Genomic DNA, 21,592 nt, shown 5'->3' with positions numbered 1-21,592 from the left:
TGGTAGGCGACTGCGGTGTCGGCGACTGCGGTGAGGGCACTGGAGCGAGTCTACCGGCCGGGTCCGACAGTTCCGGGCACCGGCACGGGTGACGTCCGCCGACACGCCCGGCCGCAGGGGGTGTGACGAGCCAAATCAGCACGGATGGACCATGCTGGACACGTCATGGGTGAGGTGCAGCCGTCCGCAGCGACGAAGGTGGCCCGCAAGGGGCCGTGGCGGCTCGTCACGCGCACGTTCGCCAAGGCATGGGAAGGCAACATCTTCTCCGAGGCCGCCGAGGCGGCCTTCTGGCAGACGCTGTCGCTGCCGCCCCTGCTGCTCGGCCTGCTGGGCAGCCTGGGCTTCGTCGGCGAGTGGTTCGGGCAGGACGTCGTCGCCGCGGTGCACGACCGGATCATCGGCTTCTGCCGGACGGTCTTCAGCCAGAACGCGGTCCACGACATCATCGAGCCGACCGTCAACAGCATCCTCACCGTCGGCAAGGGCGAGATCGTCTCGGTCGGCTTCCTGATTTCGCTGTGGGCCGGTTCGTCGGCGATGTCGTCGTTCGTGGACGCGATCACCGTCGCGCACGACCAGTACGGCGTCCGCAACGACGTCTGGCAGCGGATCTTCGCGCTCCTGCTCTACCTGTGCGGCCTGGTCATCCTGGTGGTCGGGCTGCCGCTGCTGGCGATCGGCCCGGACCTGCTGCCCGAGTTCTTCCCGGCGGCCTGGCGCCCGACCGTGACGTCGTGGGTGAGCGCGCTGTACTTCCCCGCGCTCGGGGCGATGATCACCCTCGCGCTGACCACGCTGTACAAGCTCGCGCTGCCGCGGAAACTGCCGTGGCACCGCGGGCTGCCGGGCGCGGTGCTCGCCATGGTCGTGTTCCTGCTGTCCTCGGTCGGCCTGCGCGTCTACCTGAACTGGATCACCAAGACCGGCTACACCTACGGCGCGCTGGCCGCGCCGATCGCCTTCCTGCTGCTGATGTTCTTCATCGGGCTGGCCGTGGTGGGCGGCGCGTACTTCAACAGCGCGATCCAGGAACTGTGGCCGGCCAAGGCGACCCGGCGGCAGCGGCGCAAGTGGCGGCGGCTGGAGATGGAACGCGCGTCCGAGCGGCTGCGCTCGGAAGAGGGCCGCAAGCTGTGGGACCGCTCGACCACGCCGCTGCGGCGCCCGCGCGCCGAAGACGGCTCTCCCAACGACACCGAGCGGTCCGAAGAGGACACGCCGTCACCGAGCGCGCCCGAACCGGCACCCAGCGCAGCTCAGGGTCGCGGATCACCCGAAGTGACGACCCGGAATCCACCCTCAGACTGAGTCGCTCCTCAGGTCGGGCGTGGGACGCTGCCCCCCGTCGCTGACGCAGACGTCGGTCGTCGCGTCATTCCCGAGGGGGTTTTCACGTCATGTCCGTGCTGGCCAGACTGAGCCTGCGCAACCGGAGCCTGATCGGCCTGCTCGCGCTGGTCATCATCGGCTTCGGTGCTTTCGCGCTGCCGCAGCTCAAGCAGCAGCTGTTCCCGTCCCTGCAGTTCCCGCAGGCCAAGATCGTCACGCAGTACGCCGGTGCCGCACCGGACGCGGTCGACCGGCAGGTCACCGAGCCGCTGGAAGGCGCGCTGCAGGGCCTCAAGGGGCTCAAGAAGATCGACTCGACGTCGTCGGACGGCCTTTCGCTGGTGCTCCCGCAGTTCGAGTTCGGCACCGACCTCGACGCCGCCGTCCAGCAGATCCAGCAGGCCGTGAACCAGGTCCGGCCGCGGCTGCCGCAGAACTCCGAGCCCGCCGTCTCCGCGGGCAGCACCGACGACCTGCCGGTGGTGCTGGTCGCCGCGGGCACCACCGGGGACCCGCAGAAGCTCGCGCCCGCGCTGACCGACCAGGTCGCGCCGGAGCTGCGCAAGATCGACGGCGTCCGCACGGTGACCGTCAGCGGCGTGCAGCAGCCGCGCGTCACGATCACCCTTGACTACGCGAAGCTCGCGGCGGCGGGCGTCGACCCGGCTTCCATCGCGACCACGCTGCAGACCGCCGGCGCCGCGGTACCGGCCGGGACGCTGACCGAAGGCGACAAGACGCTGTCGGTCCAGGTCGGCGGCGGGCAGACCACAGTGGACACGATCCGCAACCTCTACCTCACGCCGAGCGCGGCTTCGGCGTCCCGGCCCGGCACCCCGACGCGCGGTCCGGTGAAACTGGGCGACGTCGCCGACGTGCAACCGGGTTTCGCCCCGCCGACGTCGATCACGCGCACCAACGGCAAGCCCAGCCTCGGTCTCTCGGTCACCATGGTGGAGAACGGGAACGCGGTGGCGATCTCCCAGTCGGTGCGGGACAAGCTGCCCGACCTGGCGAAGAAGACCGGCGCCGAGCTGAACGTGGTGTTCGACCAGGGCACCCCGGTCAAGGACGCGATCCAGGGCCTGACCGTCGAAGGCCTGCTGGGCCTGGCGTTCGCGGTCGTCGTGATCCTGCTCTTCCTGCTGTCGGTGCGCTCCACCCTGGTCACCGCGGTGTCGATCCCGCTGTCGGTGGTCGTCGCGCTGATCGCGCTGTGGACCGGTGACCTCTCCCTGAACCTGCTCACCCTCGGCGCGTTGACCATCGCGATCGGCCGGGTGGTCGACGACTCGATCGTCGTGCTGGAGAACATCAAACGCCACCTGAACTACGGGGAAGCCAAGCAGCGGGCGGTGCTCGACGGCGTCCGCGAGGTCGCCGGCGCGGTCACGTCCTCCACGCTGACGACGGTCGCGGTGTTCGTGCCGATCGCGTTCGTCAGCGGGTTCGTCGGCGAGCTGTTCTCGCCCTTCGCGATCACGGTGACGGTGGCGCTGCTGGCGTCGCTGCTCGTGTCGCTGACCGTGGTTCCCGTGCTGGCGTACTGGTTCCTGAAGCCGCCGGCCGTCCCGGCGGACGCCGTCGAAGCGGAGCGGGCGCGCGAAGCGGCCGTCGAGAAGGAGCGCCGCAGCATCCTGCAGCGCGCCTACCTGCCGGTGATCCGGTTCGCGACGCGGCGGCGGCTCACCGTCGTCCTGCTGGCGCTGCTGATCTTCGCCGGCACGGTCGGGCTCGCGACGCGGCTCAACACGAACTTCCTGGACCAGTCCGGCGGCACCACGCTGAACATGACGCAGAAGCTGCCCGCGGGCACCAGCATCGAGGCGAAGGAAAAGGCGGGCATCGCGGTCGAGCAGGCTCTCGCGGCCGAGCCCGCGGTGCAGACCTACCAGGTCAGCATCGGCGGCGGCGGGACGTTCGGCTTCGGCAGCAACACCTCGACGAACATCTCCGTCACCGTCGCCAAGGACACCGACCTCGACGCGCTGTCGGACCGGCTGCGGTCGAAGCTGACGTCGCGGCCCGAGCTGGGCGAGATCAAGATCGGCGCCGACGCGTCCGGGTTCAACTCCGACCAGGTCTCGGTGACGGTGACCGCGCCGTCGGAGGCGGCGCTGAAGCCCGCGTCCGACCAGGTCGCCCAGGCGCTGCGCGGGGTGTCCGGGCTGACCGAGGTTTCGAGCGACCTGAGCGTCGGTTCGCCGCGGGTGCAGGTCGAGGTGGACGACGCCGCGGCCGCCGCGCGCGGGCTCTCGGCGAGCACGATCGGGCAGATCGCCAACCAGGCGATCGCCGGGCGCACGGTGACGCAGCTGCCGGTCGACGGGCAGCGCACGGACATCGTCCTGCGCGCCGGCACCGCGCCGGCCACGGCCGAGCAGGTGAAGGGCCTGCCGATCCCGGGCCCGGGCGGCGTCGTCCGGCTCGACGAGGTGGCCAAGGTGTCTACTGTGGACGGACCGGCGTCGGTGCACCGCACCGGCGGCGACCTGAGCACCACGGTGACCGCCAAGAACACCGGGGACGACCTGACCAAGACCACCGCGGACATCAAGTCCAAACTGGACGGCCTGACGTTCACCGGCGGCGCGGCCTACGCGCTGGGCGGCGTGAGCCAGGACCAGCAGGAGGCGTTCTCGAACCTGTTCCTGGCGCTGCTCGGGGCCATCGCGATCGTGTTCCTGATCATGGTGGCGACGTTCCGCAGCCTGATCCAGCCGCTGATCCTGCTGGTGTCGATCCCGTTCGCGGCGACCGGCGCGATCGGGCTGCTGCTGGCCACCGGCACCGCGCTCGGCCTGCCGTCGCTGATCGGCATGCTGATGCTGGTCGGCATCGTGGTGACGAACGCGATCGTCCTGATCGACCTGATCAACCAGTACCGCGCCGAGGGGATGAGCGTCGCCGACGCCGTCACCGAAGGCGGCCGGCGCCGGCTGCGGCCGATCCTGATGACCGCGGCGGCGACGATCTTCGCCCTGGTCCCGATGGCACTGGGCATCACCGGCCAGGGCGGGTTCATCGGCCAGCCCCTGGCGATCGTGGTGATCGGCGGCCTGGTCAGCTCGACGCTGCTGACCCTGGTCCTGGTCCCGACCCTCTACACGATGGTCGAGTCCTGCAAGGAACGCCGCAAGACCCGCCGCGACGCCCGCCGAACCCCGGCCCAGGCCCCGGAATCGGAGTCCCTGAACCCGGAACTCGCGTGATCGGAACGCCGACACCCGTGATTTGAGGGTCGACACGCGTGATCAGGAGGACGACACGCCGGAGCCACGGCAGGCCCGGCGTGTCGTCGCTCCAATCACGGGTGCCGGCTCCGCAATCACGCGTGTCGACTCTTCCGTCACCGGGTCGGCGTCACTGGCGGAAGCGGTAGGTCTTGCTGTCCCAGAGGATGCAGATGCTCGGGGCCATGACCACCACGCGGAGGGTGTTGTCGCGCTCGTCGAAGTCGATGCCTTCGACCTCGAACGAGCCCGAGCAGCCGCTGCGGAGCGGGAGCTGGCCCAGGGACGTGACGTGGCCGGTGACGTCCGAGCCGGCCAGCGGGGCGGCCAGGTCGACCTGGAGCAGCGGCTTGGTCGTGCCGAAGAGGCTGCCGTCGGGGTCGTCGGACGCGCAGAGCAGGCGGGTCGCGGTCTGGAAGTCGCAGCCCTGGACGTCGCGGACCGGGTGGTCGAGGCGGATCGCCGCCGCGTACGGGAGGTTCTGCGCCGGGTCCGTGGCCACCACGCCCGGCATCGGGTGCACCAGGAGCCGGTCCATGGTGCCCCACTCCCCCGCCACCAGCCAGCGCGCGTCGGGCGACACCGCGGCGAAGGAGTTGTTGTTCGCTTCCCACGACTCGAGGTTGTGCTTGTAGTTCGCCCACGAGCCGTCCGGGGCCTGGACGCGGAAGAGCTTCGCGCCGCGGTCGTCACGCTGGTAGGGCTCGACGTACCAGCCCTGGGCCGAGCCCGGGTCGCCGACGTGGTTCCAGCCCTGCGAGTTCAGGTCGGCCGGGATCGTGCCGACCCCGGTGTAGCGGATCGTGGTGCCCGAGGGGCGCACGATGGTGGCGAGGCCCTGGCTCTCGTCGAGCGCGCGGGCGTTGTCGGAGCCGACCTCCGTCCAGCCGGTGACCGCCTGGGCCAGCGCGGGCGAGACCACGGCGAGCAGGGCGACGAGGGTGAGCACGATCCCGGTTCTGCGCATGTGCGACTCCGGTGGGTGAGGGAACCTGGCACGGAGGATTTACCAGCACTCCCGCACCCGGCGCACCCACCGAATGAAGGTTTTTCACGTTTGTTCGGCTACCTGTCCGTTTCCGGACAGCAGAAAGCCCCGGCGGGTGCACCCCGCCGGGGGTTCAGGCCGGGCTCACTTCCCCGGGCGGAGACTGTCGTAGATCTCCTTGCAGGCCGGGCAGACCGGCGACCCGGGCTTCGGCGACTTCGTCACCGGGAAGACCTCGCCGCAGAGCGCCACCACGTGAGTGCCCATGACCGCGCTCTCGGCGATCTTGTTCTTCTTCACGTAGTGGAACATCTTCGGCGTGTCGTCGTCGGTGGTGTCCGTGCCCTCGGGCGTGGTTTCCGGCTTCGTCAGCGTCTCGGTGCTCACCCGGCCATTGTGCCCGAGTCCCGCCGGACCTTCCGCGATCGGCCCCTCGGCCTGGCAGGATCCCGGGCATGTTCCAGAAGGTGCTCGCGACGTTCGGCTCGGGCGGGGCGCGGATCGACGCCCGTCTCCTCGACCGGACCGCCGCCCCCGGCCGTCCGCTGCACGGCGAGGTGCTGCTGCTCGGCGGCGAGGTCGACCAGGAGATCAAGGGGCTCGCGGTGACGCTGCTGGCCCGCGTGCAGGTGCCGGGCGAGGACAAGACCGAAGACCTCCCCTTCGGTTCGCGGCAGCTGGTGGGCCGGGAAGTCATCCGGGCCGGGCAGCAGATCCGGGTGCCGTTCGAGCTCACCCTGCCCTGGGAGACGCCGGTGACCAGCGTCTACGCCAAGCCGCTCGCCGGCATGGCGGTCGGTGTCCGGGCCGAACTGGACCTGGCTGCCGCGGTCAGCGATCCGTTCGACGCCGACGCCGTCGCGATCGAGCCGCTCCCGGCGCAGAAGCGGGTCCTCGACGCGCTCAGCCGGACCGGCTTCATCTTCCGGGAGGCCGTCCTGGAGCAGGGGCGGATCGACGGCGCCAGTCAGCAGCTGCCGTTCTTCCAGGAGATCCGCTTCGCGCCTTCGCCCCGCTTCGTGAGCGCGTTCTCCCAGGTCGCGGTCACCTTCCTGACGTCGGCCGAGCGCACGGACGTCGTGCTGGAGGTCACCAAGCGGGTCCGGGTGAGCAAGACCGGCGGGTTCGGCGGCCGCGGCCAGGACTTCCTCGGGATGTTCACCGTGCGGCCGGACGTGCGCTGGGAGCAGCAGCTCGAGGGCTGGCTCGACCAGGTCGCGCGGCCGCGCGGGATCTTCGACTGATGCTCCTGCCCGAAGCGGTCACCCAGCTCGGGGGCGATCCCGGCGCCTGGCCGCGGCTCGAAGCGCGCTACGCCGAGCCGCACCGCCGCTATCACACGCTGGAGCACGCGGCCGCCGTCGCGCGCGACTCCGCCTGGCTGGCGGCGGGCCTCGGGGAAACGGACCGCGCGATCGTCGCTGTCGCGGCCTGGACGCACGACGTCGTGTACGACGCGAAGCCCGGCGACGACGAACGCGCCAGCGCCGCCTGGGCCCGCGAAGCCCTGGCCGGGGTGGCCGAAGCGCACGTCGAGCGCGTCGAAGGCCTGATCCTCGCCACCATCGGGCACGACGCACCGCCGGACGACCTCCTGGCCACCGCCCTCCTCGACGCCGACCTCGCCATCCTCGGAGCGTCCGAAGAGCAGTACGCGGCGTACGCCCGCGGAGTGCGCGAGGAGTACGCGAAGTACCCCGACGACGTCTGGTGCGAAGGGCGTATCGCCGTCCTGGAGCGCATGCTCGGACGCGAGCTCTACCGCAGCGAAGCCGCCCGGACACGCTGGGCGAGCGCCGCCCGGAACAACCTGACCGCCGAGCTGACCCACTGGCGCCGCGCGCGGGGCGATCACCGATGATGGTCCCTCGTGACTACCGCACTCTCGCTGCACGAAGAGGTCGCCTCGGCGCTGCGTGACGGGCACCCCGTCGTCGCGCTGGAGAGCACCATCCTGTCCCACGGCCTGCCGCCGGGCCGCAACCTCGACGTCGCCCGCCGGCTCGAAGGCGTGGTCCGCGACGGCGGTGCCGTGCCGGCCACGATCGCGGTGCTCGACGGGCGGGTCGTCGTCGGCCTCTCCCCCGCCGAACTCGAGCGCGTCTGCGCGCCGGACGCCGGGCTGGACAAGCTGTCGCTGCGCGACCTCGGCCCGGCCGTCGGCCTCGGCCGCTCGGGCGCGACGACCGTGGCGAGCACGTCGGCGCTGGCCGCCGCGGCGGGGATCGGGATGTTCGCCACCGGCGGGCTCGGCGGTGTGCACGTCGGGGCCGCGCAATCCTGGGACGTCTCGGCGGACCTCGGCGTGCTGGCGAAGGTGCCGACCGTCGTCGTCTGCTCCGGGGTGAAGTCGGTGCTCGACATCCCGGCCACCCTCGAAGTGCTGGAGACGAACTCGGTGCCGGTGCTGGGCTACCGCACGGACGACTTCCCGGCGTTCTACCTGCGCTCTTCGGGCCACCAGGTCGGCTGGCGGGTCGACGACCCGAAGCAGGCCGCCGCCGTCATCGACGCTCACCGCGCGTACGCGAATTCCGGCGTCCTGCTGGCGAACCCGATCCCCGAGGCGTCCGAAATGGACAAAGAGCTGCACGACCGGCTGCTCGCCGAGGGCCTCGCGCTCGTCGAAGCGCGGGGGGTGCACGGCGCCGACGTCACGCCGGTGCTGCTGGAGCACTTCCACACCGCGAGCGGCGGGGTGAGCATCGACGCGAACGAGGCGCTGGTGCTGAACAACGCCAAGCTGGCCACCGAAGTCGCGGTGGCTTTGGCATGAGCGGGATCGTGGTGGTCGGCGACGCGGCTTTGGACGTGATCGCCCGGCACGACAAGCCGTTGCCGCACGGCGGCGACGCCCGCGCGAAGATCCGCTTCACCGGCGGCGGCGCGGGCGCCAACACCGCGCTGTGGCTGCGGTCACTGGACGCGGAAACCACACTGGTCGCGCGGATCGGCGACGACCCGGGCGGCCGGCTGATCCGGGCCGAGCTGGAGGCGGCGGGTGTGCGGTGCGCGTTCGCCGTCGACCCCGAGGCGCCCACCTGCTGCGTCGTCGTCATGGTCGACGGGTCCGGGCAGCGCAGCATGCTGGCCGACCGCGGCGCGAACCAGCGGTTCGCGCCCGAGGACGTCACCCCGGAAGCGCTGGCCGGAGCGAGCCACCTGCACCTGTCGGGGTACGTGCTGCTCGACCCGCCGTCGCGCGCGGCCGGTCTCGCGGCGCTGGCGGCCGCTCGCGAGGCGGGGTTGACCACGTCGGTCGACCCGCAGGCCGCCGCGCACATCACCGACCCGGCGGCGTTCCTCGACGACGTCCGCGGGGTGGACCTGCTGATGCCGAACACCGAAGAGCTGGTCGCGCTGACCGGTTCGGCGGACCCGGCGTCGGCGAAGGAGCTGCTCGGGACGGTCGGCGCGGTGGTCGTCACCGCCGGGCTCGGCGGGGCCAGCTGGGTCGACGCGGGCGGCGTCACCAGCGTGCCCGCGGTCGAGGCGGAGTGCATCGACTCGACCGGCGCGGGCGACGCCTTCGACGCCGGGGTGCTCTCCGGCTGGCTGGCCGGGGAGTCCACTGTGGACATCCTGCGGCACGGCACGCGGCTGGGCGCGCTGGCCGTCGGGAAGGTGGGCCCCCAGCCGTCGTGAGCGGTGAGGCGAGTTCTAACTCGCCTTACCACTCACGACCCGCGGCAGGGCTCAGCCGTCGATGACGCGGTGGCTGGTGCCTTCGATCGCCTTCGCCTCGCGCTGGTAGGTCGAGACGTGCTCGGACTTGCGGGGCGGGCGGTCGTTGGCGATCAGCACCGCGACCCACGGCAGCGGCACCGAGATCGCCAGGAAGCCCAGCGCCAGCCACCACACGTGGTAGGTCAGCCCGGCCGCGATCAGGCACGGGATGCGGCAGCCCATCATGATCACGTACTTGCGCTTGCGCGCGGCGAGCTGCTGTTCGTACGACGGGGCCGCCCCGGTGATCAGCACCGGGTCCGAGTCGTTGGCGGGCATGGTCACTGCACCACCTCCGCTGTCCATCGTCCCACTTGCGCGGTTCATCCGACACCGGGGTGACGCATCTTGCTCAACGCGGCGACGACGAGGGTTTCGATGCCGGTGCGCAGCGTCGGGTGCAGCACCGGGGCGAAGCGCGGCGAGTGGTTGGACGGGATGTCGCGCTCGAACCGGCCCTCGGTCATCGCGGTGATCACCGTCTGCGGGTCGTAGCCGCCGACCAGCCAGAACACCGAGGGGACGCCGGCCGCGCGGCCGAACTCGCTGAAGTCTTCGCTGCCGGTGACCAGCGGGGCCGGCAGCACGATGTCGGCGCCGAACCGGTCCCGGAAGACCTCGGTGAGGGCGGCGTTGGCGGCTTCGTCGTTTTCGGTGATCGGGTACGCGCCGGCCCGCTCGATCTCCGGCGGCTTCGGCGCCCCGGCCGTGGCCGCCTCGCCGTTGACGATCCGTTCGACCGCGGTCAGCACCCGCTCGCGCACGGCCTGGTCGAAGGACCGGACGTTGACCTCCAGGACGGCGTCGTCGGCGATCACGTTGGCCGCGGTGCCCACGTGCAGCGAACCGACGGTGACCACGGCCGAGTCGGTGGCGGCGATCTCCCGCGACACGATCGTCTGCAGCTTGAGCACCACCGACGCGGCCAGCACGGCCGGGTCGACGGTCGTCTCGGGGCGCGAGCCGTGCCCGCCGCGGCCGTGCAGGGTGACGCGCAGCGTGTCGGTGGCGGCCATGATCACGCCGGGCCGGGTGAGCACCCAGCCGGCCGGGCCGGGCACCAGGTGCTGCCCGAACACGACGTCGGGCTTGCCTGCGACGTCGAACAGGCCGTCGCGGACCATCGCCGCGGCGCCGCCCGCGCTCTCCTCCCCCGGCTGGAACACCACCAGCAGCGTGCCGGACCACGTGTCGCGGCCCTTCGCGAGGAGCGCGGCGGCGCCCGACAGCCAGGTGGCGTGCATGTCGTGCCCGCAGGCGTGCATGACCGGGACGTCGTTGCCGTGCTCGTCGGTGCCGCGGGCGGTGCTGGCGTAGGACAGCCCGGTCTTCTCCTCGACCGGCAGCGCGTCGATGTCGGCGCGCAGCAGGACCGTCGGCCCCTCGCCGTTGCGCAGCACGCCCAGCACGCCGGTGCCGGCGATCCCGGTGTGCACCTCGTAGCCATCGGCCTCCAGGCGCCGGGCCAGCTCGGCCGCCGTCCGGGTCTCGGCGAAGGAGAGCTCCGGGTGCCGGTGGAGGTCGATGTACAGCGCTTCGAGCTCGGGCAGCGCCGCGTCGAGCGGGGCGAGGACGCGTTCAAGGGTCACGGGGACCATCGTGGCAGCATTACCCACCGTGAGCACGCGAAGCGCATTGCCCGACCTGTCCGACGACGTCTGCGCGCGGCTGCGCGAGGCCTTCCGGCGCACCGCCTACGACGCCGACGGCGTGGTGGCGGCCCTCGGCGGGGCCGCGCACGCGGCGCTCGGCCGCGGCGAGCCGGTGCCGGCCGAACGCGCGAGCCGGGACGCCGGTGACCTCGGCACGCTGATCCGGCTGTTCCTGCTGGGCGGCACCGAGCCGGAGACCGCCGTCAAGGCCGCCTTCGCGCCGCTCTCGCCCGAGGACGCCGTGGCCGCGGGAGTGCTGGCGGCCGTCGCCGACGGCTACCGGGCCGCACTCGACATCCGGCCCCACGGTGACGAGGAAGGCTCGTGGTGGGTCGTGTCCGACCTCGACGCCGACGTGCTGGGCACCACCGTGCCCGAGGACCACGTGCTCGGCGTCGGCCACGCGTCGCTGTCGCTGATCCGCGCGACGAGCCGCCGTCCGGTCGGCACCCTGCTCGACCTGGGCACCGGCAACGGCGTCCAGGCGCTGCACGCGACCCGGCACGCGCAGCGCGTCACCGCCACCGACGTCTCCGCACGGGCCCTCGCGCTGGCCGCGGCGACCTTCCGGCTCAACGAACTGGACGTCGAGCTGGTCCGCGGCGAATGGTTCGCGCCGGTCGCGCGGCGGCGGTTCGACCAGGTCGTGTGCAATCCGCCGTTCGTGGTGGGCCCGGCGCGGGTCGACTACACCTACCGCGACTCCGGGCTGGCCGGCGACGACGCGAGCGCGCTGGTCGTGCGGCAGCTGCCGGGCTTCCTCAACGACGGCGGCACCGGCCACCTGCTCGCCTCCTGGCTGCACACCTCGCGCGAAGACTGGGCCGACCGGGTGAGCCGCTGGCTGCCCGCGGAGACCGACGCCTGGTTCGTGCAGCGGGACGTCGCCGATCCGGCGCTCTACGTCGGCACGTGGCTGCGGGACGCGGGCCTGGACCCGCGTTCGCCCGAGGGCCGGGCGAAGGCGGCGGCGTGGCTGGACTGGTTCGCCGCGAACGACGTCCGGGGCATCGGCTTCGGGTTCGTCACGCTGCGGCGCGCGGCCGGGCGCACCCCCACGGTGGTGTGCGAGGACCTGCGGCAGGCCTACGACGACCCGCTGGGCCCGGAAGCGGCGGGCTGGCTGGACCGGGTGGAATGGCTGCGCGAATCGGGTGATTCTTTGCTCGATGTCCGGTTCGTGGTGCCGGACACGGTTCTGCTCGAAAGCGTCGAAGCACCCGGCGACGAAGGGTGGGCGACGACCGTGCGGCGGCTGCACCGCACCGACGGGCCGGGCTGGCAGCACGAGGTCGACGAGCTGGCCACGCGGCTGCTGGCGGGCTGCCGCGGTGCGCTGCCGCTGGAGGACCTGATCGAGCTCCTCGCGGCCGCGCAGGGCCTGTCGTCCGAGGAGCTGGCGGCCGCCGCGCTGCCCGTCGTCCGCGAGCTCGTCCGCCACGGCATGCTCGTCCCGGCGGACCGGTGAGGGCGGTCGCGGCCCGCGTCACGCGGGCGGACGTGACGGTCGAGGGGGAGGTCGTCGGCGCGATCGACGAGCCGGGTTTGCTTGTGCTGCTGGGAATCCACGTCGGCGACGATGCCGCGAAGGCCGCCACGATGGCGCGCAAACTGCACGAACTGCGGGTGCTGCGCGACGAGGAATCATGCGCCACGGCGAATGCGCCGTTGCTCGTGGTGAGCCAGTTCACGCTCTACGGCGACACGAAGAAAGGGCGGCGGCCGTCGTGGACGCAGGCCGCCCGGCCGGAGGTCGCCGAGCCGTTGGTGGACGCCGTCGTGGCCGAGCTGCGCGGGCGCGGCGCCACCGTCGCGACGGGTCGTTTCGGGGCCATGATGGCGGTCTCGAGCGTCAACGACGGTCCGTTCACGGTTCTCGTGGAGGTCTAGACCATTACGATTCGGTTCGGTTTCCGGCCGGATTCATAGGGAATTCTCAGGTTTCCCCCATCACGGAACGTTCTCAGCAAAAGCTCAGCATTGGTTCAGCAACCGGATCGCTCCCGCAGCCGTCTTCTCCTATGACGAGCCGGGAACGTTTTGGGAACCCGGAGCGTTGTGCCAGATGTCCAGCCAAGCCGGCCGGACCGGCGTACCGGGCTCCACAGGCCCCGGTCCGCGGGTACGCACCCGGTGGACGACCGCAGCAGCACGTTCAGCCCGTGACCGGGGAGGCAGAATGTCAGTCCAGACTCTCGAACGCGAGTCGCGCGGGATTCGCGAGCGCATCCCGGCTCAGGTGTCCGAGGAGCCGTCGATGAGCGTGGGGGCGCTCACCGACGCCGACCTCGACGCCCAGAGCCCCGCCGCCGACCTCGTCCGCGTCTACCTCAACGGCATCGGCAAGACGGCCCTGCTGAGCGCGGCCGACGAGGTCGAGCTGGCGAAGCGGATCGAAGCCGGGGTGTTCGCCCAGCACATGCTCGACACGGCCGAGGACCTCACGGCCAAGCGGCGCACCGAGCTGGCCGCCCTGATCAGGGACGGCCACGTGGCGAAGAACCACCTGCTGGAGGCCAACCTCCGCCTGGTGGTCTCGCTGGCCAAGCGCTACACCGGCCGGGGGATGCCGCTGCTCGACCTGATCCAGGAGGGGAACCTGGGTCTGATCCGCGCGGTGGAGAAGTTCGACTACTCCAAGGGGTTCAAGTTCTCGACCTACGCGACCTGGTGGATCCGCCAGGCCATCACCAGGGGGATGGCCGACCAGGGCCGCACCATCCGGCTGCCGGTCCACCTGGTGGAACAGGTGAACAAGCTGGCCCGCATCAAGCGCGACCTGCACCAGCAGCTCGGCCGCGACGCGACGCACGAGGAGCTGGCCGCCGAGTCCGGCATCCCGGCGCACAAGATCTCGGACCTGCTCGACCACTCGCGTGACCCGGTAAGCCTGGACATGCCGGTCGGCACGGAAGAGGACGCCCCGCTGGGCGACTTCATCGAGGACTCCGAGGCGACGGACGCGGAGAGCGCCGTGATCTCGGGCCTGCTCCAGGACGACCTGCGCCGTGTCCTGGCGACGCTGGACGACCGCGAGCAGCACGTGATCCGCCTGCGCTACGGCCTCGACGACGGCCAGCCGCGCACGCTCGACCAGATCGGCAAGCACTTCGGGCTGTCCCGCGAGCGCGTCCGCCAGATCGAGCGCGAGGTCATGTCGAAGCTCCGCCAGGGCGAGCGCGCGGACCGGCTCCGCGCGTACGCCAGCTGATCAGTTCTCCAGGGGCGGGTGCCAGAACGGCACCCGCCCTTTTTTCGTGTCTTCGCACCCCCGGTGACCAGGCGTTCGGCCCCGCCGGAAAATTCTCCACGAAAGCCGGGTTTCGCCGTTCACCCACCTGGGTAGCAACCCTCCGCCAGCACCCGTTCGGCGGCGTTGACTTATGACCTGCGTCACGACAGCCTCGAAGTGCCGGCGCAGGCCTCGCGACCGGGTGTGCACGCATCCGGGAGCTTTCCCCGGGAGGTCGGGTCCGTCGGGGTGGACCCGGCCTCCCGACCAGCTCCCCCGCAGCGCACCCGGCCGGCCAAGCCCACAGACGGTCGGCTCGCGACCCGACTCTCCAGGTACGCCAGCCGACAGGTCAGATGCGCGAACCGACCACCCATGCCTCCCCCGCCACCACAGCCGGCTGGTTGTCCACAGCCCCGCGGTGTTGTGGACAACCAAGCCCGGGCGACCGCTTTTCCCGGCTTTTTCGTCGGGCGCCCCCGATAAGCTGGACAAGGGCACGCCCCCCAGGGAGGGCGGGGGGTGCGTCGTGGTTCGTGGGGTGGCCCACAGTGGCCGGGTGCTTCTGTTCGGTTGCCGACCTGCCTGCGTAGGGTGGACCGATCCCGGAGCTGGCAAAGGAGCCTGGCAGTGCCGTCCACCACGTTTCAGCACACCGAAGTCCTCCCGCTGGGCAAGGACACCACCACCGAATACCGGCTGGTCACCGACCAGGGCGTCGAGACGGTCGAAGCCGCCGGGCGCACCTTCCTGAAGATCGAGCCCCAGGCGCTCACCACGCTCGCGCGCACCGCCATCACCGACATCCAGCACCTGTTGCGCACGTCACACCTGCAGCAGCTGCGGGCGATCGTCGACGACCCCGAAGCCAGCGGCAACGACCGGTTCGTCGCGATGGACCTGCTGCGCAACGCCGCCATCTCCGCCGGCGGTGTGCTGCCCATGTGCCAGGACACCGGGACCGCCATCGTCATCGGCAAGCGCGGCGAGGGCGTCCTGACCGGTGGTGACGACGAACGCGCCCTTTCGGAGGGCATCTTCGACGCCTACCAGCAGCTGAACCTGCGGTACTCGCAGATGGCGCCCGTCAACTTCTGGGACGAGCGCAACACCGGCACCAACCTGCCCGCGCAGATCGAGCTCTACCACAAAGACGGCGACCCGACCTACGAGTTCCTCTTCATGGCCAAGGGCGGCGGCAGCGCCAACAAGACCTTCCTCTACCAGGAAACCAAGGCCGTCCTGAACCCGAAGCGGCTCGCGCGCTTCCTCGACGAGAAGCTGCGCAGCCTCGGTACCGCCGCCTGCCCGCCGTACCACCTCGCGATCGTCGTCGGCGGGATGTCCGCCGAGTTCAACCTCAAGGTCGCCAAGCTCGCCTCCGCGCGCTACCTCGACAACCTGCCGCAGGAGGGCTCCGAGCTCGGGCACGCCTTCCGCGACCCCGATCTCGAGCAGCAGGTGCTGGAGATGACCCGCCAGTTCGGGATCGGCGCCCAGTTCGGCGGGAAGTACTTCTGCCACGACGTCCGCGTCATCCGGCTGCCCCGGCACGGTGCCAGCTGCCCCGTCGGCATCGCCGTCTCCTGCTCGGCCGACCGGCAGGCCAAGGCCAAGATCACCGCCGACGGCGTCTTCATCGAGCAGCTCGAGCGCGATCCCGCCCGCTTCCTGCCCGACGTCACCGAGGAAGACCTCTCCGACGACGTCGTCGCCGTCGACCTGAACCGGCCGATGGCCGAGATCCGGGCGCAGCTTTCGCAGCTGCCCGTCAAGACGCGGCTTTCGCTCACCGGGCCGCTGGTCGTCGCCCGGGACATCGCGCACGCGAAGATCGCCGAACGCCTCGACGCCGGCGAGGAAATGCCGGACTACCTCAAGAACCACCCGGTCTACTACGCCGGCCCGGCGAAGACGCCCGAGGGCTACGCGTCCGGGTCGTTCGGGCCCACCACGGCCGGGCGGATGGACTCCTACGTCGAGCAGTTCCAGGCCGCCGGCGGCTCGCTCGTCATGCTGGCCAAGGGAAACCGCTCGAAGCAGGTGACGAACGCGTGCCAGTCGCACGGCGGGTTCTACCTCGGCTCGATCGGCGGCCCGGCCGCGCGGCTCGCGCAGGACTGCATCAAGCAGGTCGACGTCCTCGAGTACGCCGAGCTCGGCATGGAAGCCGTCTGGAAGATCGAGGTCGAGGACTTCCCGGCGTTCGTCGTCATCGACGACAAGGGCAACGACTTCTTCGCCAGCACCGGCGATCCGGTGCTGCAGATCAGCTTCCGTTAGCGGACAAGGGAAGGGGACACCGGCCCGCCGCCGGTGTCCCCTCCTCCCTCAGCCGACGCGCTCGATCCGCGCGCGCCGGATGAGGAACTTGCCGGGTTCCCGGACCTGTTCGAAGGCCGCGTTGTTCAGCAGCGTGCAGCTGCCCGACACCGACGTCACCTCGACCGTGGTGGACTTGGAGTTGTCCAGGTTGGTGACCTTCAGCTTCGTCCCGGCCGGGAACTGGTTGCTCGACGCGGCCGGCGCGCCGGCTTCGCCCGAGAGCGTCACGGTCGATCCGGGGCAGACGACCTGGCCCACCGCCGCGCCCGCCCCGGCGGCCGGTTGTTCCTGCTTCTTCTGCTGACCGGGGGCCTGCGCCTTGCCCGGCGCGTTGCCGGGCGCGGCGGCGGCCTGGCCGTTGTTCGCCGCGACGTTCGCCGTGCAGCCCGCCACCTGGCGCCGCTGCTGGATCAGGTCGACCACCGCCTGCCGGTTGGCGATCCGGGCGGCCGACTGCGCGTCCGGGTTCGCCTGCTGGCCCGCGATGAAGTTCAGGTTGTTCTGCAGCGCGGTGTCGAGCCCACCGCAGTTCTCCTTGGGCGCTTCGGCCGCGTTGCCCGCGGGACTGCTCAGCGCGATGGCGGTCGCGGTGACGCCGGCGACGCCCAGCAACGCGGCCAATCCGACGGTCGCCTGCTTGCGGTGCCTGCCACTGCTCAACCGGGGCATGGGCCCCTCCTCTCTGATCGCCACCTCACCCGGGGACACGGCCCGGTCACGGCGGCGGTTCAGCGGGAGCCCTGACAATTTTCGACAACTTCGACGGCGGTCCGTTCGTGGTCCGGACCACTGGCCGTCGAATGTCCACTCCGGACCGGCCGGGACCCGGCCGGGGTCCCGGCTCCCGGCTCACTTCGGCGGCGTGGTCTTCAGCACCACCGTGCGCTGGTCCAGTGGCGCGGCCAGGGCGACCGAGATCACCGGGTAGCGGATGTCCATGGTGCACATCTGCCCGGTCTGCGCCTTGGTTTCGCTCAGGTTGACGACGACGTGGTCCGCCGTCTGCTCGGCCGCCTCGCCGAGCGCGTGGCCGCAGCCGCCTTCCTGCGCGCGGATGTCGAGGATGGTGCCGCCGTTGGACGTCCACACTTCGCGCGGGAACCCGGCGGGCAGCGCGGACGCGTCGATCTTGGCCGCCGGCACCGGGGTGCTGCCTTCGGGCACGGTCAGCCGGGGCTTGCCCGGCGGGTTGGGTGTCGGCTGCGGCACCACCGGGTCACTCGCCGATGGCGACGCCGACGTCGACGCCGACAAGCTGCCCGCGGGGGCCGTGGAAACGGCGCCCCTCGGCTGGTTGGTGGGCATGTCCTGGCCGGCACAGGCCGTCGCCATCAGCAGGAACGCGCCTGTCCCGACCATCTTCGCCAAGTACCTCATGCGTCAAGGACGGAACGGGCGGGCCGCGGGGTTGCACCGGACGTGGTCTGGGAGGGCGCCCGCGGGCACCCCGGGGCGCCCTCCCAGCGTCGGGAGGTCAGCCTTGGCGGAGGACGACCGTGCGCGTGCCGAGCGGCGCGGCGAGCACCAGGGGGACCTTGATCTCCCGGATGTAGTCCGGGCACATCTGCCCCTTCGGCGCCGACATCACGGCGACCAGCACGACGACCTGCTGGGCCGTCTGGTCGCCGACGTGCGCCGAGACGCGGCGGCAGCCGCCCTCCTCGGCCTGCAGGGTCAGCGTCCGGCCGTCGAGGCTGCGGGTGAGACTGCGCGGGTAGCCCTCGGGCAGGCCGCGCGCGTCGACCTGCGTCTCGGCGACGACGTCATCGCCCGGCGCGATGCCCTGGGTCGGCCGCCCGACGGTCTGCGACGGCGGTGGGCCCAGGGTCGGGGTCACCGTCCCGGGCGCGCTCGCCGACGTGGTGGGTGTCTCGGGTCCGGAACCGCTCGCCGCCGGAGCGCCCGCGCCGGAGTTCGCCGCGCAGGCCGTCACCGTGAGCAGCAGCAGGCCCGTGCCCAGCAGTTTGGTGGTACGCATACCCGCCAGACGGAAGTGAGGGGCCGCCGGGTTGCACGCGCTCACCGATGGGCGGCCCGGCCGCGGGCCAGGCCCAGCAGGACCACCCCCGCGAGGGTGACCCGAGCAGGCGTCACCCAAGCGGTTAGTCGTTGCGGCCCAGGCGGGTCGTGAAGCTGAGGCGGTCACCCCGGTAGAGGGAACGCACCCGCTCGAACGGCATGCCGTCCGGACCCCACGAGATCCGGTGCATCAGCAGCATCGGCAGCGCCGGGTTCGTCCCGATGAGCAACGCCTCCCGCGGCGTCGCCAGCACCGTCTCGACCCGCTCCTCGGCGCCGTCGAACACCACGCCGAGCTGCTCGCTCAGGCACGCGTACAACGACTGCGCGGGATCGAACACCTCCAGCAGCCGAGGGAACCGGTCGACGAGGAGGTATGTCGACTCCAGCCCGACGCGTTCCTCGTCGGCCAGCAGCACCCGCTCGAGGTGGAACACTTCGGCGTCCGACGTCACCTGCAGGTCGGCGGCCAGCGCGCGGCCGGCGAGCCGGCGTTCCAGCGTGATGACGTTGCGGCCGGGCCGGATGCCCTGGCGCCGGAGCCCTTCGGTGTAGCTGACCAGGGCCAGCGGCTGGACGAGCTTCGGGCCGGCTACGTAGGTCCCGCTGCCCTGGCGGCGGCTGAGCTTGCCCTCGAGCACCAGCTCCCCCACCGCCTGCCGTACGGTCGCCCTCGACACTTCGAACCGTTCGCACAATTCCCGTTCCGTGGGCAGTGCCGCGCCTTCACCGAGTTCCGCGATCACCGCCAGCAGCTCGACCTTGACCGCGTAGTACCGCGGGACACGGCCGTGTTCGGGAATTCCGTCGAGCACGGGGCCGTCGGCGGACAGGCGGTCATGACGCGAAGGGGCGGGCACGGAATCGACCCTATTCGGTTCCTCGCGCGCCGTGGTTCGCTGTGGTGCGCAACACGGCTCATACCTGGAGGATCACCCGGATGCGTCCGACCGCCCTCAACCGCCGGCTCGGCCTCGCCGACGCCGTTTTCCTGGGCCTGGGCTCGATGATCGGGGCCGGCGTGTTCGCCGCGTTCGCGCCGGCGGCGCGGGCCGCCGGCGCCGGGCTGCTCATCGCCCTGGTCGTCGCGGCCGTCGTCGCCTATTGCAACGCGATGTCGTCGGCGCGGCTGGCCGCGATTCACCCCGAATCCGGCGGGACCTACGTTTACGGCCGGGAAAGGCTCGGTGAATTCTGGGGATATCTGGCCGGCTGGGGATTCGTCACCGGGAAGACGGCCAGCTGCGCCGCGATGACGCTGACCGTCGTCGCCTACGCCGCGCCGGGGCTCGGGCAGCCGTGGCGGAGCGTGCTCGCGGTCGCGGTGGTCGCCGCGCTCACCGCCGTCAACTACTTCGGCGTGCACCGCTCGGCGCTGGCGACGCGGGTGATCGTGTCGTGCACCCTGCTCGTGCTCACCGCGGCGGGGGTGGCGATGGCGGCCGGGCCGTCCGCCGGCGGCCCGCTCGTCGCCTGGCCCGGCGGCGGGGGCGTGCTCGAAGCCGCCGGGCTGCTCTTCTTCGCCTTCGCCGGGTACGCGCGGCTCGCGACGCTCGGCGAGGAGGTCCGCGACCCGGCCCGGACCATCCCCCGCGCCATCCCGCTGGCGCTGGGCATCACCCTGGTGGTCTACGCGGCCCTGGCGGTGCTGCTGCTCGTCCGGCTCGGCCCGGCCGCGCTCGCCGCGAGCCCGGACCCGATCGCCGCCGCCGTCCCGGGGTGGCTGGCCCCGGTCGTCCGCGCCGGCGCGGCGCTGGCGGCGCTCGGCTCGCTGCTCGCGCTCATCCTCGGCGTCTCACGCACGACGCTGGCGATGAGCCGCGACGGCCACCTCCCCCGGTTCCTCGCCGCCGTCCACCCGCGCTACCAGGTGCCGCACCGGGCCGAGCTCGCCGTCGGGCTCGTCGTCGCGGTGCTCGCCGCGTCGATCGACCTGCGGTCGGCGATCGGCTTCTCGTCCTTCGCCGTCCTGACCTACTACGCCATCGCCAACGCCGCCGCGCTCACGTTGCCCGGGAAGGTGCGGGCCGTCGTGGGGCTGGCCGGGTGCGTGGTGCTGGCGTTCAGCCTGCCGCTGCCGTCGGTACTGGCCGGCTGCGCCGCGTTGTTGCTCGGCGCTTCGGCCTATGGTGTTCGCCGGTTCCGCCGGTGAGAAATCACCCAACTGCCCGAAAGATCCGAAGAAAGTCGGTTGTCCCGGTCTCGACCACCTGGTGTAGTCGGGGGGCCGCCGACGGCAACGGTCTCCACTGTGGACACTGGAAGGACTGATCCCCTTGGCTCCCAAGCGCTGGTTCACCCTGCTCAGAAACGCCACCACCGCACTGGCCGCGGTCGCCGCGGCCGCGTCGTTCGCCACCCCGGCGATCGCCACCGCCGCCCAGCCGCCGTCCACCGACGTCGTCGGCGGGACCCGCGCGGCCCAGGGCGAATTCCCGTTCATGGTCCGGCTTTCCATGGGCTGCGGCGGCGCGCTCTACACCAAGCAGATCGTCCTGACCGCGGCGCACTGCGTCAGCCGGACGGGTTCGAACACCTCGATCACCGCCACCGTCGGCGTGGTCGACCTGCAGAGCTCCAGCGCGCAGAAGATCCGCTCGACCTACGTTTACCAGTCCCCCACCTACGGCACCTCGACCGGTGGCGACTGGGCGCTGATCAAGCTGGCCAGCCCGGTCAGCGGGCTGGCGACGATGCCGATCGCGACGACGTCGGCGTACAACTCCGGCACGTTCACCGTGGCGGGCTGGGGCGCGGCGACCGAGGGCGGCTCCCAGCAGCGCTACCTGCTGAAGGCGACCGTCCCGTTCGTCGACGACGCCACCTGCGCCGCCCAGGGCGGCAGCTACCCCGACCTGATCCCCAGCGCGGAGATCTGCGCCGGCAACCTCGCCTCCGGCGGCGTCGACACCTGCCAGGGCGACTCCGGCGGCCCGATGTTCCGCCGCGACGCCAACAACGCCTGGATCCAGGTCGGCATCGTGTCCTGGGGCGACGGCTGCGCCCGGCCGCACGCCCCCGGCGTCTACACCGAGGTGAGCACGTTCGCGGCGAAGATCGCCGCCGCGGCCGCCTCGCTGTAACC

The 21,592-nt window shown here is 71.7% G+C and carries 20 protein-coding genes; 12 read left to right on the top strand and 8 right to left on the bottom strand.

Annotated elements, in window-relative coordinates; translation table 11 throughout:
• Positions 1 to 165 precede the first annotated feature (165 nt).
• Positions 166 to 1,311, top strand: coding sequence for a YihY/virulence factor BrkB family protein (locus tag AB0M93_RS45130; RefSeq protein ID WP_364286411.1), 1,146 nt, complete (start codon positions 166 to 168; stop codon positions 1,309 to 1,311).
• An 89-nt stretch (positions 1,312 to 1,400) separates the two neighbouring features.
• On the top strand, positions 1,401 to 4,544 hold the full coding sequence (locus AB0M93_RS45125) for an efflux RND transporter permease subunit (protein ID WP_364286409.1): 3,144 nt from the start codon (positions 1,401 to 1,403) through the stop codon (positions 4,542 to 4,544).
• A 151-nt stretch (positions 4,545 to 4,695) separates the two neighbouring features.
• Here the strand turns inward: AB0M93_RS45125 and AB0M93_RS45120 are convergent, their stop codons facing one another.
• Both AB0M93_RS45120 and AB0M93_RS45115 read right to left on the bottom strand, forming a co-directional pair.
• Complete coding sequence (locus AB0M93_RS45120) at positions 4,696 to 5,532, bottom strand: hypothetical protein (RefSeq protein WP_364286406.1); 837 nt, start codon at positions 5,530 to 5,532, stop codon at positions 4,696 to 4,698.
• 165 nt (positions 5,533 to 5,697) lie between these two features.
• Entirely contained in the window at positions 5,698 to 5,940 is a 243-nt protein-coding gene (locus tag AB0M93_RS45115; protein ID WP_034284335.1) for a DUF3039 domain-containing protein, read from the bottom strand.
• A 68-nt stretch (positions 5,941 to 6,008) separates the two neighbouring features.
• Here AB0M93_RS45115 and AB0M93_RS45110 point away from each other — a divergent pair, with 68 nt between their 5' ends.
• From AB0M93_RS45110 to AB0M93_RS45095, 4 genes are read left to right on the top strand one after another with little or no spacing between them, the layout of a single operon-like run.
• The gene (locus AB0M93_RS45110) at positions 6,009 to 6,797 is read left to right on the top strand and encodes a sporulation protein (protein WP_364286403.1); all 789 of its coding nucleotides are present in this window, start codon (positions 6,009 to 6,011) and stop codon (positions 6,795 to 6,797) included.
• Positions 6,797 to 7,414, top strand: a complete 618-nt coding sequence (locus AB0M93_RS45105; RefSeq protein WP_364286400.1) for an HD domain-containing protein — start codon at positions 6,797 to 6,799, stop codon at positions 7,412 to 7,414. The genes AB0M93_RS45110 and AB0M93_RS45105 overlap by 1 nt, the downstream gene beginning before the upstream one ends.
• A gap of 9 nt (positions 7,415 to 7,423) precedes the next feature.
• Positions 7,424 to 8,329 (top strand): pseudouridine-5'-phosphate glycosidase, encoded by a 906-nt coding sequence (locus AB0M93_RS45100; protein ID WP_364286398.1) that lies wholly within the window; start codon positions 7,424 to 7,426, stop codon positions 8,327 to 8,329.
• Entirely contained in the window at positions 8,326 to 9,198 is an 873-nt protein-coding gene (locus AB0M93_RS45095; protein ID WP_364286395.1) for a carbohydrate kinase family protein, read from the top strand. Before AB0M93_RS45100 ends, AB0M93_RS45095 begins: the two co-directional genes overlap by 4 nt.
• 51 nt (positions 9,199 to 9,249) lie before the next feature.
• Here the strand turns inward: AB0M93_RS45095 and AB0M93_RS45090 are convergent, their stop codons facing one another.
• Both AB0M93_RS45090 and AB0M93_RS45085 read right to left on the bottom strand, forming a co-directional pair.
• Positions 9,250 to 9,564: a DUF3099 domain-containing protein gene (locus tag AB0M93_RS45090; RefSeq protein ID WP_364286392.1), complete on the bottom strand. Its 315-nt coding sequence runs from the start codon at positions 9,562 to 9,564 to the stop codon at positions 9,250 to 9,252.
• Between the two features lie 38 nt (positions 9,565 to 9,602).
• Complete coding sequence (locus tag AB0M93_RS45085) at positions 9,603 to 10,868, bottom strand: amidohydrolase (RefSeq protein WP_364286389.1); 1,266 nt, start codon at positions 10,866 to 10,868, stop codon at positions 9,603 to 9,605.
• A 28-nt stretch (positions 10,869 to 10,896) separates the two neighbouring features.
• Here AB0M93_RS45085 and AB0M93_RS45080 point away from each other — a divergent pair, with 28 nt between their 5' ends.
• The 4 genes from AB0M93_RS45080 (at position 10,897) to AB0M93_RS45065 (ending at position 16,446) form a co-directional block, all read left to right on the top strand.
• A complete protein-coding gene (locus tag AB0M93_RS45080) occupies positions 10,897 to 12,399 on the top strand; it encodes a methyltransferase (RefSeq protein WP_364286386.1) in 1,503 nt (500 codons plus the stop codon).
• Positions 12,396 to 12,821, top strand: coding sequence for a D-aminoacyl-tRNA deacylase (gene dtd / locus AB0M93_RS45075; protein ID WP_364286383.1), 426 nt, complete (start codon positions 12,396 to 12,398; stop codon positions 12,819 to 12,821). The genes AB0M93_RS45080 and dtd overlap by 4 nt, the downstream gene beginning before the upstream one ends.
• A 289-nt stretch (positions 12,822 to 13,110) precedes the next feature.
• Positions 13,111 to 14,142: a sigma-70 family RNA polymerase sigma factor gene (locus tag AB0M93_RS45070; RefSeq protein WP_364286380.1), complete on the top strand. Its 1,032-nt coding sequence runs from the start codon at positions 13,111 to 13,113 to the stop codon at positions 14,140 to 14,142.
• Positions 14,143 to 14,793: 651 nt separating this feature from the next.
• Positions 14,794 to 16,446 (top strand): fumarate hydratase, encoded by a 1,653-nt coding sequence (locus AB0M93_RS45065; protein ID WP_364286377.1) that lies wholly within the window; start codon positions 14,794 to 14,796, stop codon positions 16,444 to 16,446.
• A 48-nt stretch (positions 16,447 to 16,494) separates the two neighbouring features.
• On the opposite strand, the gene AB0M93_RS45060 is transcribed toward AB0M93_RS45065, so the two are convergent.
• The 4 genes from AB0M93_RS45060 to AB0M93_RS45045 all read right to left on the bottom strand — a co-directional run bounded on the left by AB0M93_RS45060 (position 16,495) and on the right by AB0M93_RS45045 (position 19,367).
• Positions 16,495 to 17,157, bottom strand: coding sequence for a hypothetical protein (locus AB0M93_RS45060; protein WP_364286374.1), 663 nt, complete (start codon positions 17,155 to 17,157; stop codon positions 16,495 to 16,497).
• A gap of 180 nt (positions 17,158 to 17,337) precedes the next feature.
• Positions 17,338 to 17,847 (bottom strand): hypothetical protein, encoded by a 510-nt coding sequence (locus tag AB0M93_RS45055; RefSeq protein ID WP_364286461.1) that lies wholly within the window; start codon positions 17,845 to 17,847, stop codon positions 17,338 to 17,340.
• 115 nt (positions 17,848 to 17,962) lie between these two features.
• Positions 17,963 to 18,466, bottom strand: a complete 504-nt coding sequence (locus tag AB0M93_RS45050; protein ID WP_364286371.1) for a hypothetical protein — start codon at positions 18,464 to 18,466, stop codon at positions 17,963 to 17,965.
• Between the two features lie 124 nt (positions 18,467 to 18,590).
• Positions 18,591 to 19,367 (bottom strand): GntR family transcriptional regulator, encoded by a 777-nt coding sequence (locus AB0M93_RS45045; protein ID WP_364286368.1) that lies wholly within the window; start codon positions 19,365 to 19,367, stop codon positions 18,591 to 18,593.
• An 80-nt stretch (positions 19,368 to 19,447) separates the two neighbouring features.
• Here AB0M93_RS45045 and AB0M93_RS45040 point away from each other — a divergent pair, with 80 nt between their 5' ends.
• Together AB0M93_RS45040 and AB0M93_RS45035 are read left to right on the top strand one after the other, a co-directional pair.
• The gene (locus AB0M93_RS45040; RefSeq protein ID WP_364286365.1) at positions 19,448 to 20,659 is read left to right on the top strand and encodes an APC family permease; all 1,212 of its coding nucleotides are present in this window, start codon (positions 19,448 to 19,450) and stop codon (positions 20,657 to 20,659) included.
• Between the two features lie 124 nt (positions 20,660 to 20,783).
• Positions 20,784 to 21,590 (top strand): serine protease, encoded by an 807-nt coding sequence (locus tag AB0M93_RS45035; RefSeq protein WP_364286362.1) that lies wholly within the window; start codon positions 20,784 to 20,786, stop codon positions 21,588 to 21,590.
• The last annotated feature ends 2 nt before the right edge of the window (positions 21,591 to 21,592 follow it).

Origin of the sequence: Amycolatopsis sp. NPDC051102 (assembly GCF_040682815.1) — a bacterium.
Classification (GTDB): Bacteria; Actinomycetota; Actinomycetes; order Mycobacteriales; family Pseudonocardiaceae; genus Amycolatopsis.
Note: the sequence above shows the minus strand (reverse complement) of the source record. Positions and strands in the feature narration are given on the sequence as shown.

Coding starts and splice junctions, on each gene's coding strand:
- AB0M93_RS45110 (WP_364286403.1), top strand. CDS start 6,009: ATGTTCCAGAAGGTGCTCGCGACGTTCGGCTCGGGCGGGGCGCGGATC.
- AB0M93_RS45055 (WP_364286461.1), bottom strand. CDS start 17,847: ATGGTCGGGACAGGCGCGTTCCTGCTGATGGCGACGGCCTGTGCCGGC.
- AB0M93_RS45040 (WP_364286365.1), top strand. CDS start 19,448: ATGCGTCCGACCGCCCTCAACCGCCGGCTCGGCCTCGCCGACGCCGTT.
- AB0M93_RS45120 (WP_364286406.1), bottom strand. CDS start 5,532: ATGCGCAGAACCGGGATCGTGCTCACCCTCGTCGCCCTGCTCGCCGTG.
- AB0M93_RS45070 (WP_364286380.1), top strand. CDS start 13,111: ATGTCAGTCCAGACTCTCGAACGCGAGTCGCGCGGGATTCGCGAGCGC.
- AB0M93_RS45105 (WP_364286400.1), top strand. CDS start 6,797: ATGCTCCTGCCCGAAGCGGTCACCCAGCTCGGGGGCGATCCCGGCGCC.
- AB0M93_RS45095 (WP_364286395.1), top strand. CDS start 8,326: ATGAGCGGGATCGTGGTGGTCGGCGACGCGGCTTTGGACGTGATCGCC.
- AB0M93_RS45060 (WP_364286374.1), bottom strand. CDS start 17,157: ATGCCCCGGTTGAGCAGTGGCAGGCACCGCAAGCAGGCGACCGTCGGA.
- AB0M93_RS45125 (WP_364286409.1), top strand. CDS start 1,401: ATGTCCGTGCTGGCCAGACTGAGCCTGCGCAACCGGAGCCTGATCGGC.
- AB0M93_RS45050 (WP_364286371.1), bottom strand. CDS start 18,466: ATGCGTACCACCAAACTGCTGGGCACGGGCCTGCTGCTGCTCACGGTG.
- AB0M93_RS45130 (WP_364286411.1), top strand. CDS start 166: ATGGGTGAGGTGCAGCCGTCCGCAGCGACGAAGGTGGCCCGCAAGGGG.